Source organism: Kluyvera georgiana ATCC 51603, assembly GCF_001654985.1.
GTDB classification, from domain to species: Bacteria; Pseudomonadota; Gammaproteobacteria; order Enterobacterales; family Enterobacteriaceae; genus Kluyvera; species Kluyvera georgiana.
Window position 1 is genome coordinate 1 of sequence record NZ_LXEU01000051.1, and the last position, 14,356, is coordinate 14,356.

Annotated in this window: 13 protein-coding genes and 1 other annotated feature; of the genes, 8 read left to right on the forward strand and 5 right to left on the reverse strand. The window is 55.1% G+C overall.

The window, feature by feature from the left end:
* Positions 1–404, reverse strand: a 404-nt coding sequence (locus tag M989_RS13235; RefSeq protein WP_245191262.1) for a pseudouridine synthase, incomplete at its 3' end; no start/stop codon positions are given.
* Positions 405–659: 255 nt separating this feature from the next.
* Here M989_RS13235 and M989_RS25290 point away from each other — a divergent pair.
* Complete coding sequence (locus tag M989_RS25290) at positions 660–1,190, forward strand: HNH endonuclease (RefSeq protein ID WP_083965161.1); 531 nt, start codon at positions 660–662, stop codon at positions 1,188–1,190.
* 47 nt (positions 1,191–1,237) lie between these two features.
* On the opposite strand, the gene M989_RS13245 is transcribed toward M989_RS25290, so the two are convergent.
* Positions 1,238–1,858 carry an L-threonylcarbamoyladenylate synthase gene (locus M989_RS13245; RefSeq protein ID WP_064546036.1) on the reverse strand — a complete coding sequence of 207 codons (621 nt, stop codon included), beginning with the start codon at positions 1,856–1,858 and terminating at the stop codon, positions 1,238–1,240.
* Positions 1,855–2,736: an RNase RNM gene (gene rnm, locus M989_RS13250; protein WP_064546037.1), complete on the reverse strand. Its 882-nt coding sequence runs from the start codon at positions 2,734–2,736 to the stop codon at positions 1,855–1,857. The genes M989_RS13245 and rnm overlap by 4 nt, the downstream gene beginning before the upstream one ends.
* 165 nt (positions 2,737–2,901) lie before the next feature.
* Positions 2,902–2,994: a sequence feature (Trp leader region), on the forward strand.
* Between the two features lie 34 nt (positions 2,995–3,028).
* Here rnm and M989_RS13255 point away from each other — a divergent pair.
* The 6 genes from M989_RS13255 (at position 3,029) to M989_RS13280 (ending at position 10,555) form a co-directional block, all read left to right on the forward strand.
* Complete coding sequence (locus M989_RS13255) at positions 3,029–4,591, forward strand: anthranilate synthase component 1 (protein ID WP_064546039.1); 1,563 nt, start codon at positions 3,029–3,031, stop codon at positions 4,589–4,591.
* On the forward strand, positions 4,591–6,186 hold the full coding sequence (gene trpD / locus M989_RS13260; protein ID WP_064546041.1) for a bifunctional anthranilate synthase glutamate amidotransferase component TrpG/anthranilate phosphoribosyltransferase TrpD: 1,596 nt from the start codon (positions 4,591–4,593) through the stop codon (positions 6,184–6,186). Before M989_RS13255 ends, trpD begins: the two co-directional genes overlap by 1 nt.
* A 3-nt stretch (positions 6,187–6,189) precedes the next feature.
* Positions 6,190–7,548, forward strand: a complete 1,359-nt coding sequence (gene trpCF / locus M989_RS13265; RefSeq protein ID WP_064546042.1) for a bifunctional indole-3-glycerol-phosphate synthase TrpC/phosphoribosylanthranilate isomerase TrpF — start codon at positions 6,190–6,192, stop codon at positions 7,546–7,548.
* A gap of 9 nt (positions 7,549–7,557) precedes the next feature.
* Positions 7,558–8,751, forward strand: a complete 1,194-nt coding sequence (gene trpB, locus M989_RS13270; RefSeq protein ID WP_064546044.1) for a tryptophan synthase subunit beta — start codon at positions 7,558–7,560, stop codon at positions 8,749–8,751.
* On the forward strand, positions 8,751–9,560 hold the full coding sequence (trpA, locus tag M989_RS13275; RefSeq protein WP_064546046.1) for a tryptophan synthase subunit alpha: 810 nt from the start codon (positions 8,751–8,753) through the stop codon (positions 9,558–9,560). The genes trpB and trpA overlap by 1 nt, the downstream gene beginning before the upstream one ends.
* 359 nt (positions 9,561–9,919) lie before the next feature.
* On the forward strand, positions 9,920–10,555 hold the full coding sequence (locus tag M989_RS13280; RefSeq protein WP_064546048.1) for a LysE family translocator: 636 nt from the start codon (positions 9,920–9,922) through the stop codon (positions 10,553–10,555).
* A 17-nt stretch (positions 10,556–10,572) separates the two neighbouring features.
* Here the strand turns inward: M989_RS13280 and M989_RS13285 are convergent, their stop codons facing one another.
* On the reverse strand, positions 10,573–11,460 hold the full coding sequence (locus tag M989_RS13285) for a LysR substrate-binding domain-containing protein (protein WP_064546050.1): 888 nt from the start codon (positions 11,458–11,460) through the stop codon (positions 10,573–10,575).
* Positions 11,461–11,572: 112 nt separating this feature from the next.
* Here M989_RS13285 and M989_RS13290 point away from each other — a divergent pair, with 112 nt between their 5' ends.
* The gene (locus tag M989_RS13290) at positions 11,573–13,054 is read left to right on the forward strand and encodes a UbiD family decarboxylase (RefSeq protein WP_064546052.1); all 1,482 of its coding nucleotides are present in this window, start codon (positions 11,573–11,575) and stop codon (positions 13,052–13,054) included.
* Between the two features lie 381 nt (positions 13,055–13,435).
* Here the strand turns inward: M989_RS13290 and M989_RS13295 are convergent, their stop codons facing one another.
* Entirely contained in the window at positions 13,436–13,867 is a 432-nt protein-coding gene (locus M989_RS13295; protein ID WP_064546054.1) for a hypothetical protein, read from the reverse strand.
* Between the last annotated feature and the right edge of the window lie 489 nt (positions 13,868–14,356).

The window sequence follows — 14,356 nt, forward strand, 5'->3', positions numbered from 1 at the left end:
GGGTGCATCAGGCGGTTAGCCAGTTCACCGTCGGTGGTGAACAACAGCAGACCACAGGTATTCACGTCAAGACGGCCCACGGCAATCCAGCGCGCGCCGCGCAGTTTCGGCAGACGATCAAACACGGTCGGACGCCCTTCCGGGTCGTTACGGGTACAGAGTTCGCCTTCTGGTTTGTAGTAGGCCAGAACGCGGCAGATCTGTTCGACAGATTCTTTAACGGAGATCAGATGTCCATCGATACGAATTTTAAGGCCCGGGATCACTTCAACGCGATCGCCCAGCTTGGCGATTTTGCCATCGACGCTCACGCGGCCCGCTTCAATAATCGTTTCAATTTCACGACGGGAGCCGTGGCCGGCACGTGCCAGCACTTTTTGCAGTTTTTCGCTTTTATCGCTCATAGAGCTTCCTTCAGGTGTCGCCTTCACAGGCGTCTGGTATACTTTATGAAACAACAAGTTAGCATAAAAATAATAACTTATTGTTGTGTAAATACTTTTTCTTCTGCGGACACCGTTATGTGCACACGCAGACAAACGTGGTCCGACATACTACACGAAGTTTAAGATGAATGCTCTTCCACGTTACGTTTGCCTCAGTTCACGGCTGTCGGCAAGCCACAGATATGATTGATTATGGACCAGGATTAGACGTAGATGATCGTAATTGAAAAGGCGCTCGGCGCACTCTTTGCCATCTGGTATCAATGGCAGGAACGGAAAGCCAGACGAACGCTGGCTGCGTGGGAACGCTATGATAAGCAGGGCCGATTAAAACCCAGGGATGCATGGGGACATGAAATAGACATCACGCGCGAAGACACACTGTTCGCCAATAGCGAATTTCTGAAACGCACGGATGAAGAAGACAACCTCGGCTTATTTGCGCAGATTCGCCGCAGTCAGGAAGAAAGACGCCGCCAGGCAGAAGAGAAAATGAAGCGCTCAGCCAGCACATTTTACGCCTCGAAAGAGTGGCGTAAGCTGCGCTACCAGGCATTTAAACGCTACGGCAACACCTGCTGCGTATGTGGGCGAGGGCCAAAAAACGGCCTGGTCATGCATGTTGACCATATAAAACCACGTTCGTACTACCCACAGTTGGCGTTAGAAATCACCAACCTGCAAATTATGTGCGAAGAGTGCAATGTTTCGAAAAGCAACAAAGATAATATTCAGTGGCGCTAGCAAGGCAGGGAAATAACCCGGCGGCAGACGCCACCGGGTACAGGTGACTACAGGAACGGCTTCACGTCACCGACGCCTTCACGCAGCACCACCGGCGAGTCCTCGGTCAGGTCAATCACCGTAGTCGGCTGCTGGCCAAGATAACCACCGTGAATAATCAAATCCACCTGCTTTTCCAGACGGTCTTTAATCTCTTCCGGATCGGACTCGGTAAATTCACTGCCCGGCAGCATCAACGAGGTAGAGAGCATTGGCTCGCCTAACGTCTCGAGCAGCGCCTGGGCGATCGGGTTGGACGGCACGCGCATGCCAATCGTTTTACGTTTCTCTTGCAGCAGGCGGCGCGGCACATCTTTGGTCCCTTTCAGGATAAAGGTGTAGTTGCCCGGCGTGTTGTTTTTCATCAGACGAAACGCCACGTTGTCGACGTAGGAGTAGGTCGACAGTTCGGACAGGTCGCGGCACATCAGCGTAAAGTTGTGGCCGTCCGGCAGATGACGGATGCGGCAAATACGCTCCATCGCGCCTTTATCTTCAATTTTGCAGCCCAGCGCGTAACCAGAGTCGGTTGGGTAAACGATGACGCCCCCCTTACGCACTATCTCGACCGCCTGATTAATCAGACGTGCCTGCGGGTTATCCGGATGGATATAAAAAAACTGACTCATACTTCCCTCTCAGTTGTATTCTGCGGCTGCTCCCAGCGCTGCCAGATACCTTCGACGCCGGCGGGTAACCACAGTTTACGTCCTAGCTCAATCCACGGGCAGGGTTGATGGAAATCCGACCCAAGGGACGCCAGTAAACCGTATTCGCGGGCATAGGTGGCAAGCTGAGCGCGCTCGTGCGGCGCCTGCTGGCACTGGGCAACTTCCATCGCGTCGCCGCCGTGTTCGCTAAAGTGTGCCAGCAACCTTTTCAGCCACTTGGCGGACAGGTTATACCGCCCCGGGTGAGCAATGACCGCTACGCCACCCGAATGATGAATGACATCAATAGCTTCCTTTATTGTACACCACTGCGGCGGAACGTAACCGGTTTTCCCACGTGCGAGATATTTTTTGAAAACATCGCCAATATTGCTGGCTTTGCCCTGCTCGACCAGAAAGCGGGCAAAATGGCCGCGGGTGACCGCGCCGCCTTCGGCCATTTTCAGCGCGGCTTCCCAGGCGCCCGGAATATGCGCTTTCTCCAGGCGCTCGGCGATCATTTGTCCGCGCTGCTGTCGGCGATCGATCTGCGCGTTTAAAAAGGCGGTGAGCGTCGGGTTGGCAATATCGATATTCAGCCCGACGATATGAATTTCGTGATTTTCCCACAGCGTAGAAATTTCCACGCCGGTAATCAGGGTGAGCGGCAGCCCGGCGCGGGCAATTTCCGCCTGTGCCCGAGGAATGCCGTCGACGGTGTCGTGATCGGTGATAGCGAGCGTTCCCACCCGCATCTCCCCGGCGCGGTGCACCAATTCTTCCGGCGTCAGGCGGCCATCCGAGGCGATGGTGTGGCTGTGCAGATCGTAAATCACTGCGTAATTGGTATCGCTCAAAACGGCTTCCTTAATACGACTCAGCGTTGTTAGCGGCCTATCATAGCGGGATTACGGGAAATTCTGAAATCAGGGGTTGACTTTGCCCCCTCGAACTAGTTAACTAGTACGAAAGTTCACTTAGTAAGGTATCTGCAAATGACACGTAAAATGATTGCTCTGCACGGCGGTTGGTGGCGTACTTCCCGATAGGGCGGAGTCATCACGTCTGCGTAAAGCATACAGATACCCAGCCCGCCAATGAGCGGGCTTTTTATTAAGCAAAAAAGAGACAGAACAGGCGAGAACAACGATGCAAACACAAAAACCTATGCTCGAGCTTCTGACCAGCGACGCGATTTACCGTGAAAACCCCACCGCACTGTTCCACCAGCTGTGCGGCGCGCGCCCGGCGACGCTGCTGCTTGAATCAGCTGATATTGATAGCAAAAACGACTTAAAAAGCCTGCTGCTGGTCGATAGTGCGCTGCGCATCACCGCGCTGGGCGATACCGTCACGTTGCAGGCGCTTTCCGATAACGGCGCGTCCCTGCTGCCGCTGCTCGATGCCGCACTGCCTGCCGGCGTGGAGAATACCCACCAACCGAACGGCCGCGTGCTGCGTTTCCCTTCGGTCAGCGCGCTGTTGGATGAAGATGCGCGCCTGTGCTCGCTGTCGGTGTTTGACGCCTTCCGCCTACTGCAAGAGCTGGTCGACGTTCCGCAGGACGAGCGTGAAGCGATGTTCTTCGGCGGCCTGTTCGCCTATGACCTGGTCGCCGGTTTTGAGGATTTACCGCAGCTTGAAAGCGACACTGCCTGCCCGGACTACTGCTTCTATCTCGCCGAGACGCTGCTGGTAATCGATCACCAGACCAAAAACACGCGCATTCAGGCGAGCCTGTTTACCCCGTCTGAGTCGGAAAAAGATCGCCTGCTGCAGCGCATCGCGCAGGTACGCCAGCAGCTGAACGAACCGCCGACGGCCCTGCCGGTACACACCGTTAAAGAGATGCGCTGCGAAACCAATCAAAGCGACGAAGAGTACGGCGACGTGGTGCGCAAAATGCAAAAAGCCATTCGCGCCGGAGAAATTTTCCAGGTGGTGCCGTCTCGTCGCTTCTCGCTGCCGTGCCCTTCCCCGCTGGCCGCTTATGATGTGCTGAAGAAGAGCAACCCCAGCCCGTACATGTTCTTTATGCAGGATAACGACTTCACCCTGTTCGGCGCGTCGCCGGAAAGTTCGCTGAAGTACGATGCCACCAACCGTCAGATTGAAATCTACCCGATTGCCGGTACTCGCCCACGCGGCCGCCGTGCCGACGGTTCGCTGGATCGTGACCTCGACAGCCGCATTGAGCTGGAGATGCGTACCGACCACAAAGAGCTGTCCGAACATTTGATGCTGGTTGACCTCGCGCGTAACGATCTGGCCCGCATCTGTACGCCAGGTAGCCGCTACGTGGCCGATCTGACAAAGGTAGACCGTTACTCTTTCGTGATGCACCTCGTCTCCCGCGTGGTCGGCGAACTGCGTCAGGACCTCGATGTGCTGCATGCGTACCGCGCCTGCATGAATATGGGCACCCTCAGCGGCGCGCCGAAAGTTCGCGCAATGCAGCTGATTGCCGCCGCAGAAGGCAAACGTCGCGGCAGCTACGGCGGCGCGGTGGGCTACTTTACCGCCCACGGCGACCTCGACACCTGCATCGTTATTCGTTCGGCGTTTGTTGAAAACGGGATTGCCACCGTACAGGCCGGCGCAGGCGTGGTGCTGGATTCTGTCCCGCAGTCTGAAGCCGATGAAACCCGTAATAAAGCGCGTGCGGTTCTGCGCGCCATCGCCACCGCCCATCATGCACAGGAGATTTTCTGATGGCTGACATTCTGCTGCTCGATAATATCGACTCCTTTACGTACAACCTGGCAGATCAGCTGCGCGCGAACGGGCATAACGTGGTGATTTACCGTAACCACGTTCCGGCACAAACCTTAATCGACCGCCTCGGCACCATGGACAACCCGGTGCTGATGCTCTCTCCCGGCCCGGGGGCACCGTCGGAAGCGGGCTGCATGCCGGAGCTGCTGACGCGTATGCGTGGCAAGCTGCCCATTATCGGTATCTGCCTTGGCCATCAGGCCATTGTTGAAGCCTACGGTGGCTACGTCGGCCAGGCCGGCGAAATCCTGCACGGCAAAGCGTCCAGCATTGAACACGACGGCCAGGCCATGTTCGACGGTTTAAGCAATCCACTGCCGGTCGCCCGCTACCACTCGCTGGTTGGCAGCAATATTCCGGCAGGTTTAACCATCAACGCCCACTTTAACGGGATGGTGATGGCGGTTCGCCACGATGCCGATCGCGTTTGCGGTTTCCAGTTCCACCCGGAATCGATCCTCACCACTCAGGGCGCACGCCTGCTGGAACAAACCCTGGCATGGGCGCTGCAGAAGCTGGAGCGGAGCAACACTCTCCAGCCGATTCTGGAAAAATTGTATCAGGCGCAAACGCTGAGCCAGCAGGAGAGCCATGTGCTGTTCTCTGCGGTCGTTCGCGGTGAAGTGAAGCCGGAGCAGCTGGCCGCCGCGCTGGTGAGCATGAAAATTCGTGGTGAAAGCCCGAATGAAATCGCCGGTGCCGCCACTGCGCTGCTGGAAAACGCCGCGCCGTTCCCACGTCCGGACTACCCGTTTGCCGATATCGTCGGCACCGGGGGTGACGGCAGCAACAGCATCAACATCTCCACCGCCAGCGCCTTTGTCGCCGCAGCGTGTGGATTGAAAGTGGCCAAACACGGCAACCGCAGCGTTTCCAGTAAGTCGGGTTCATCTGACCTGCTGGCCGCCTTCGGCATTAATCTGGACATGAACGCCGACAAATCGCGTCAGGCTCTTGATGAACTCGGCGTGTGCTTCCTGTTTGCACCGAAATACCATACCGGTTTCCGCCATGCGATGCCGGTTCGCCAACAGCTGAAAACCCGCACCCTGTTCAACGTGCTGGGTCCGTTGATTAACCCGGCGCACCCGCCGCTGGCGCTGATTGGCGTTTACAGCCCGGAGCTGGTACTGCCGATTGCGGAAACCCTGCGCGTACTGGGCTATGAACGTGCGGCGGTCGTCCACAGCGGCGGTATGGATGAAGTCTCGCTGCACGCGCCGACCGTGGTGGCCGAACTGAACAACGGCGAAATTAAAAGTTATCAGCTGACCGCCGACGACTTTGGCCTCAAGCCTTACCATCAGGCCGAGCTGGCGGGCGGCACGCCGGAAGAAAACCGTGACATTCTGACGCGCTTACTACAAGGTAAAGGTGAAGCTGCGCATGAGTCCGCCGTGGCGGTTAACGTCGCCATGCTGATGCGCCTTTACGGTCATGAGGACCTGAAGGCCAACGTCAAGAAAGTGCTGGATGTGTTGCACAGCGGCGCAGCCTACGACCGCGTCACCGCATTAGCGGCAAGAGGATAAAAAATGCAGACCGTATTAGCAAAAATCGTGGCCGATAAAGCGATTTGGGTAGCAGCCCGCAAACAACAACAACCGTTAGCTTCCTTCCAGAACGATGTGCAGCCAAGCCAGCGTAGTTTCTATGACGCGCTGCGCGGCACCCGCACGGCGTTTATTCTGGAATGTAAAAAAGCCTCGCCGTCGAAAGGGGTGATCCGCGATGATTTCGACCCGGCGCGTATCGCCAACGTGTACAAACACTACGCTTCGGCGATTTCGGTTTTAACCGATGAGAAGTATTTCCAGGGCAGCTTCGATTTCCTGCCGATCGTCAGCCAAATCGCGCCGCAGCCGATTCTGTGCAAAGACTTTATCATCGACGCTTACCAGATCTACCTGGCGCGCTTCCATCAGGCGGATGCCTGCCTGCTGATGCTCTCGGTGCTGGACGACGAGCAGTATCGCCAGCTTGCCGCCGTGGCGCACAGTCTGAATATGGGCGTGCTGACCGAAGTGAGCAACGAGGAAGAGCTGGAACGCGCCATTGCGCTGAAGGCCAAAGTCGTCGGCATTAATAACCGCGACCTGCGTGACCTCTCCATCGACCTCAACCGCACCCGTCAGCTGGCGCCGCGTCTGGGCCACGATGTGACGGTCATCAGCGAATCCGGTATTAACACCAACGCGCAGGTTCGCGAGCTGGCCCACTTCGCCAACGGCTTCCTGATCGGTTCGGCGATGATGTCTCATGACGACCTCAATGCCGCCGTCCGCCGCGTGCTGCTGGGGGAAAATAAAGTCTGTGGCTTGACCCGCGCACAGGATGCGCAGGCGGCCTATGAAGCCGGTGCGATTTACGGCGGGCTGATTTTCGTTCCTGCCTCACCGCGTGCGGTCAGCGTGGAGCAGGCCCGTGAGGTGATAGCCGCCGCGCCGCTGAGCTACGTCGGCGTGTTTCGCAATACGCCTCAGGCCGAAGTAGTCGCGCTTGCCACCACCTTATCGCTGAGCGCGGTGCAACTGCACGGTGATGAAGACCAGACCTATATTGACGCTCTGCGTGCGCAATTGCCGGATTCGGTACAAATCTGGAAAGCGCTGAGCGTGGCCGACAGGCTGCCATTGCGCAATCTGAATCATGTCGACAAATATCTCTTCGACAATGGTCAGGGCGGCACCGGTCAGCGTTTTGATTGGTCTCTGTTACAAGGTCAGGATCTCAGCAACGTGATGCTGGCCGGTGGGTTAAGCGCAGACAACTGCGTAGACGCAGCCAAAAGCGGCTGCGCCGGGCTGGATTTCAATTCAGGTGTCGAGTCAAAACCGGGTATTAAAGACGCCAGCAAACTGGCCTCGGTATTTCAGACGCTGCGCGCATATTAAGGAGCAATAATGAGTACTTTACTGAACCCCTATTTCGGCGAATTTGGCGGTATGTACGTTCCGCAGATTCTGATGCCGGCCCTGCGCCAGCTGGAAGAAGCGTTTGTTAGCGCGCAGAAAGATCCTGACTTCCAGGCCGAATTTACCGACCTGCTGAAAAACTATGCTGGCCGCCCAACGGCGCTAACTAAGTGCCGCAACCTGACGGCGGGCACCAATACCACGCTGTACCTCAAGCGTGAAGACCTGCTGCACGGCGGCGCGCACAAAACCAACCAGGTGTTGGGCCAGGCGCTGCTGGCAAAACGAATGGGCAAAACCGAAATCATCGCCGAAACCGGCGCCGGTCAGCACGGCGTGGCTTCTGCACTTGCCTGCGCCCTGCTCGGCCTGAAGTGCCGTATCTATATGGGCGCTAAAGATATCGAGCGTCAGTCGCCGAACGTGTTCCGTATGCGCCTGATGGGCGCGGAGGTTATCGCGGTACACAGTGGCTCCGCGACCCTGAAAGATGCCTGTAACGAAGCGCTGCGCGACTGGTCTGGCAGCTACGAAACCGCGCACTACATGCTCGGTACCGCCGCGGGCCCACACCCATTCCCAACCATCGTGCGTGAATTCCAGCGCATGATCGGTGAAGAGACCAAAGTGCAGGTGCGTGAAAAAGAAGGTCGTCTGCCGGATGCGGTGATTGCCTGCGTCGGCGGCGGCTCCAACGCCATCGGTATGTTCGCCGACTTTATTGACGAGACCAGCGTCGGCCTGATTGGCGTAGAACCGGCCGGTCACGGTATCGAAACCGGCGAGCACGGCGCACCGCTGAAGCATGGCCGCGTGGGCATCTACTTCGGCATGAAATCACCGATGATGCAGACCGACGAAGGCCAGATTGAAGAATCTTACTCGATCTCTGCCGGTCTCGACTTCCCGTCCGTCGGCCCGCAGCACGCCTTCCTCAACAGCATTGGTCGCGCCGAGTACGTGTCGATTACTGATAATGAAGCGCTCGACGCCTTCAAAGAGCTGAGCCGTCACGAAGGGATTATCCCGGCGCTGGAGTCATCCCACGCCCTGGCCCACGCGCTGAAAATGATGCGCGAAAACCCGGAAAAAGAGCAGCTGCTGGTAGTGAACCTCTCCGGCCGCGGCGACAAAGACATCTTTACCGTACACGATATTTTGAAAGCGCGAGGGGAAATCTGATGGAACGCTACGACAACCTGTTTGCCCAACTGAAGGCCCGCAAGGAAGGCGCCTTTGTCCCCTTCGTGACCTTAGGCGATCCAAACCCGGAACAGTCGCTGAAAATTATTGATGCGCTGATTGAAGGCGGTGCCGACGCCCTGGAGCTGGGGATCCCGTTTTCCGATCCGTTGGCCGACGGCCCGACCATCCAGAACGCGACCCTGCGTGCGTTTGCTTCGGGTGTAACGCCAACCCAGTGTTTCGAAATGCTGGCGGCGATTCGCCAGAAATATCCGGCCATCCCTATCGGCCTGCTGATGTACGCCAACCTGGTATTCAACCGCGGTATCGATGAGTTCTACGCGGAATGCGCTCGCGTCGGCGTGGATTCAGTACTGGTTGCCGATGTGCCGGTGGAAGAGTCTGCACCGTTCCGTCAGGCGGCCCTGCGTCACAACGTCGCGCCAATTTTCATCTGCCCGCCAAATGCCGATGATGATTTACTGCGCCAGATTGCCGAACATGGCCGTGGTTACACTTATCTGCTCTCCCGCGCTGGCGTGACGGGTACCGAAACCCGCGCCGCCCTGCCGCTGCATCACCTGGTCGCGAAGCTGGCAGAGTACAACGCCGCGCCGCCGCTGCAGGGCTTTGGGATTTCTGCGCCGGATCAGGTTGCGGCATCAATTGATGCCGGAGCCGCCGGAGCTATTTCCGGTTCGGCAATTGTGAAGATCATCGAACGCAACGTCGAAAATCCGCAGGCGATGCTCGATGAACTGAAACGCTTTGTCCAAAGCATGAAAGCGGCGACGAAAGTCGCGTAACCCTTCAGGCCGCCCAGCTTCCGCGGGGCGGCCCTTTATTTCCCCCCTCCCTATTTCCATACCCACAGAAGCCATTGCGTTTTCCCACAAAAAATAGGGTTGATATATTAAATGAGAAGCATTATCTTTTTCATTACCGAATAGTTGAGTCAAACGCTCAGATATTCGGCACGACATTGCTCACATTGCTTCCAGTATTTTTTGCCCGCATCCAATGCGGGCTTTTTTTTAGTCCGATATCACCGTCGCCGCGGGTGTAAACGCGTGCGCTCGCGGAATTAATCCCCTACTAACAATTGCCTCGCGGAACAAAACAGAATGGCATAGGATAAAAAAACATCGCCTCGCAGGAGTCCTTCATGTCAGAGTCCCATAACATTCTCGCCTTCGCGCTCGTCTCTCTTGGCATGGCACTCACGCCAGGGCCGAATATGATCTATCTGATTTCCCGCTCCATCTCTCAGGGACGCGCGGCGGGGCTGGTCTCTCTTGGCGGCGTAGCGCTTGGTTTTATTTTCTATATGATTTGCGCCGCCTTTGGCCTGACCGCGCTGATGATGGCGGTACCCTATGCCTACGACGCGCTGCGCATTGCTGGCGTGCTTTATCTCCTGTGGATGGCGTGGCAGTCCGTGCGCCCCGGCGGGCGCTCACCGTTTCAACTGAAAGAATTACCCCGACACAGCCCTCGTAAGCTGTTCCTGATGGGGTTTCTGACCAACCTGCTCAATCCCAAAATTGCCATCGTCTACCTGTCGCTGCTTCCCCAGTTTATCAATCCGGCGCACGGCAGCGTCCTGGGGCAATCGTTGTTGCTCGGCATGACGCAGATTGCGATCAGCGTGTCGATAAACGCAGTGGTGGCAATCTCGGCAGGTACCATCGCGTTATTTCTGCTGCGCCGACCGTCGTTTGCCGTCATTCAGCGCTGGCTGATGGCTGGCGTTCTGACCGGGCTAGCGGTGAAGATTGCCTCCGAGCGCGGACCATCATAGCGCCCGGTAGGGCAACATCACTCAGCGCGTTCAAGCGTGCGCAGAAATTTATTCAACACCTCTGAGCGAATGATCCGATGACACACCAGCGTCAATTCGCTCTCCTCCAACCTGTCGATAATATCGACATAGACCACATTCTCCAGCCTGATCGCTTTTGCTGAAACAGGGAGTAACGCGATACCGAAGCCAGTGGACACCAGACTTATGACGGTGAGTACGTCGGTTGCATTCTGGATCACATGTGGCTGAAAACCCGCGCTATGACAGGCATCATAGAGGTATTGCTCCAGGCCAACACCCTCGGGATCGCGCAAAGAAATCCACTTATCGTCCTTAACCGATGCGAGCGTCAGCGCCGACGAGCCCGCCAGAGGATGCTGCTTGCTGAGCGCCAACACCGTTTTTTCTGAGGTAAAAGCGCGGCTTTGCAGATCTTCCGGCAGAATCGGAATCGGTGCGCGGATGATGGCGACATCTAACTGATTGCTCTGCACGGCGGTGTACAGGCTTTGCACATTGCCCGTCATCATTGAAATTGATATGGCAGGCCATTGCGCATGCAGTTGACGCAGACAGGTTGGCAATTTGCTATCGAGCATCACGCTCGACACGCAGCCCAGATTCAATACCCCCTGCTCGCCCCTCGCCGTTTGTCGAGCATCAACAGCGGCCTGCTCGGCCATCGCGATGGCAATTCTGGCTTTCTTAAGGAATACGGTACCGGCTGGCGTCAATGTCAAGCGTCGATGCGCGCGGCTAAACAGCGTGACCTCTAAGCGTTCCTCCAGAGTTTTAATCTGCTGACTCAGTGCAGGTTGCGCCATATTCAGACGTTCTGCGGCTCGGTGCATATGGAGTTCTTCAGCCACCACCATAAAGTTGCGCATCAGTCGAAATTGCATAAATCACACCATAAAAATGATAATAAATTTATTATCAAAATAGCATAAATGATGCAATTGATGATCGTGTTCATTCGAATAAAATGGGGTTAATGATTAGCAGGAGCAAAATATGAAAAACCAGATTAACGACCTCAGAAGTGCTATCGCATTACTCCAGCACCACGAGGGCCAGTATATTGAAACCGATCACCCCGTAGACCCCAATGCTGAGCTGGCAGGCGTTTACCGCCATATCGGTGCCGGCGGGACGGTCAAACGCCCGACCCGCATCGGCCCTGCCATGATGTTCAATAATATTAAGGGCTACCCGAACTCCCGCATTCTTGTCGGTATGCACGCCAGCCGGGAAAGAGCCGCGCTCCTGTTAGGCTGTGAACCCGCGAAGCTGGCACAGCATGTCGGCCAGGCGGTCAAAGCGCCGATTGTGCCCATTGTCGTTCCGACCTCGCAGGCACCCTGCCAGGAACAGGTGTTTTACGCAGACGATCCTGACTTCGATCTACGTAAACTTCTCCCGGCCCCGACCAATACCCCCATTGATGCAGGCCCGTTTTTCTGCCTTGGGCTGGTGCTGGCAAGCGATCCCGAAGATGCTTCGCTGACCGATGTGACCATCCATCGTCTCTGCGTGCAGGAGCGCGACGAGCTATCGATGTTTCTCGCCGCCGGTCGCCATATCGAAGTGTTTCGTCAAAAAGCAGAAGATGCGGGTAAACCGCTGCCGGTGACCATCAATATGGGTCTGGATCCGGCTATCTATATTGGCGCTTGTTTTGAAGCCCCCACTACGCCGTTTGGTTACAACGAGCTGGGCGTCGCTGGCGCATTACGCCAGCAACCGGTGGAGCTGGTACAAGGTGTGGCGGTCCACGAAAAAGCCATTGCACGTGCGGAAATCATTATCGAAGGCGAACTGCTGCCCGGCGTCCGGGTTAGAGAAGATCAGCATACCGATAGCGGGCACGCGATGCCGGAGTTCCCCGGCTACTGCGGCGAAGCGAATCCCTCGTTACCCGTCATTAAGGTGAAAGCGGTAACCATGCGTCATCAGGCGATTTTACAAACGCTAGTGGGGCCGGGGGAAGAACACACCACGCTTGCCGGGCTGCCAACGGAAGCCAGCATTCGCAACGCCGTTGAAGAGGCGATTCCCGGCTTTTTACAAAACGTGTACGCGCATACCGCGGGCGGCGGTAAGTTCCTCGGTATTTTGCAGGTGAAAAAACGTCAACCGTCAGATGAAGGGCGCCAGGGTCAGGCGGCACTCATTGCTTTAGCCACCTATTCCGAACTTAAGAACATTATTCTCGTTGATGAGGATGTCGATATTTTCGACAGCGATGATATTCTCTGGGCCATGACCACCCGCATGCAGGGGGATGTCAGCATCACCAATCTGCCGGGGCTGCGCGGTCATCAGTTGGACCCTTCTCAGGCACCGGATTACAGTCACTCTATTCGCGCCAACGGCATCACCTGTAAGACCATATTTGACTGCACCGTGCCATGGGCGCTGAAGTCCCGCTTCGAACGCGCGCCGTTTATGGACGTTGACCCAACGCCGTGGGCACCTGAGCTATTCAAAAAATAGCGATCCGTTATCGTGTTATAAAAGTATTAACGTGAAATAACTGGCCATATGCTGGCCAGTTATTTCAAATCGATCGCCTGAGAGAGTAGGTAATGCCTCGATTTCTACAGCATGCTCACATGTTGGCTGACACCTTCCTGCTCGCATTCAGCCTTTATCTGGATTAACAAACGTATTCGTTTTACGAAACCAAAACCGATAAAATGACCGATATTCCGGCATTAACTCTCGCCCAAACATTGAGGATACGTGAAGCCGTCTTTTTCGTCGACCTTCGCTAGCACTGAATATTTCTTTAATAACACGGAGACTTCTGAGATATTTTATTTCTCGCACGCCGCGTTTAAAATCAAGCATGTTCTTAGGCGCTAAGGTCGTTTATTAGTAATGGAAGCCACCACCGCTACGGCCGCCACCAACATGGTCGCTACCGCCAAGCCCGTGTGCGGAGTGGGAGTTGGCGGCATTATTTCCACCATTACCGCTACCGTGCTCATTGTGACTATGATTGTCCGATTGACGATTACCACCTTTATAACTCACGAAAGGTGTTGATACAGGTTTGTTTTTTACTACCGCTGGTTGATTTTTTTCAGCTTCTTTGAGCGCTTCATTCATTTGGTAGCTTTTAACCTGCTGGGCAGTCACTTCTTCAGCGCCTACGCCACTCCAGACTGAATTACCGTGATCGACAGAATAAGTACCATCAGCGGCCTTCCCAACGATTTGCCCCTGAGTATGGTCAACAGTAGCAAAAACAATACCCGAGAAACTCGACATGGCAATAATTGCAGCCAGGATTGAAACTTTCATACGAAACACCATCATCAATTGTTGAATATATGTATATAAGTTAACTATTATGAAATAAATTACCGCAGCTCAATTCCACTCTAAAATTAAGAAGGATGATTGCAAGCGGTGCAATTTATTATTATATGCGTGCTTTTACAATAGAAAAATAAAACAACAAGCCATTATAAATATACTTTCCGTGGCAATTGAATTTCAAAAAATGATTAGCCTATTAATTTTTAAATATCTGTGAGAAGCAATAATAGCTATTTGTTTCATTTTTTGGCGTTTTGTGTGAAGTTCAGTGGAAAGAAGACGTATTCCTCTTTTTGCCGGAAACAAGACAACAATGGATTAAATCGGAAGGGTTATTAGGCAAAGCATTAGCAAAGGGAGCGGACTCTCGCTCTTTCTGCAATCTCTTCACAAAATGCTCTCGAACGCGGTGGTTTATTGCCGGAATAATGAGCGGACGCTTCACACGCTCAAAAAGAGAAAACTGGCCGT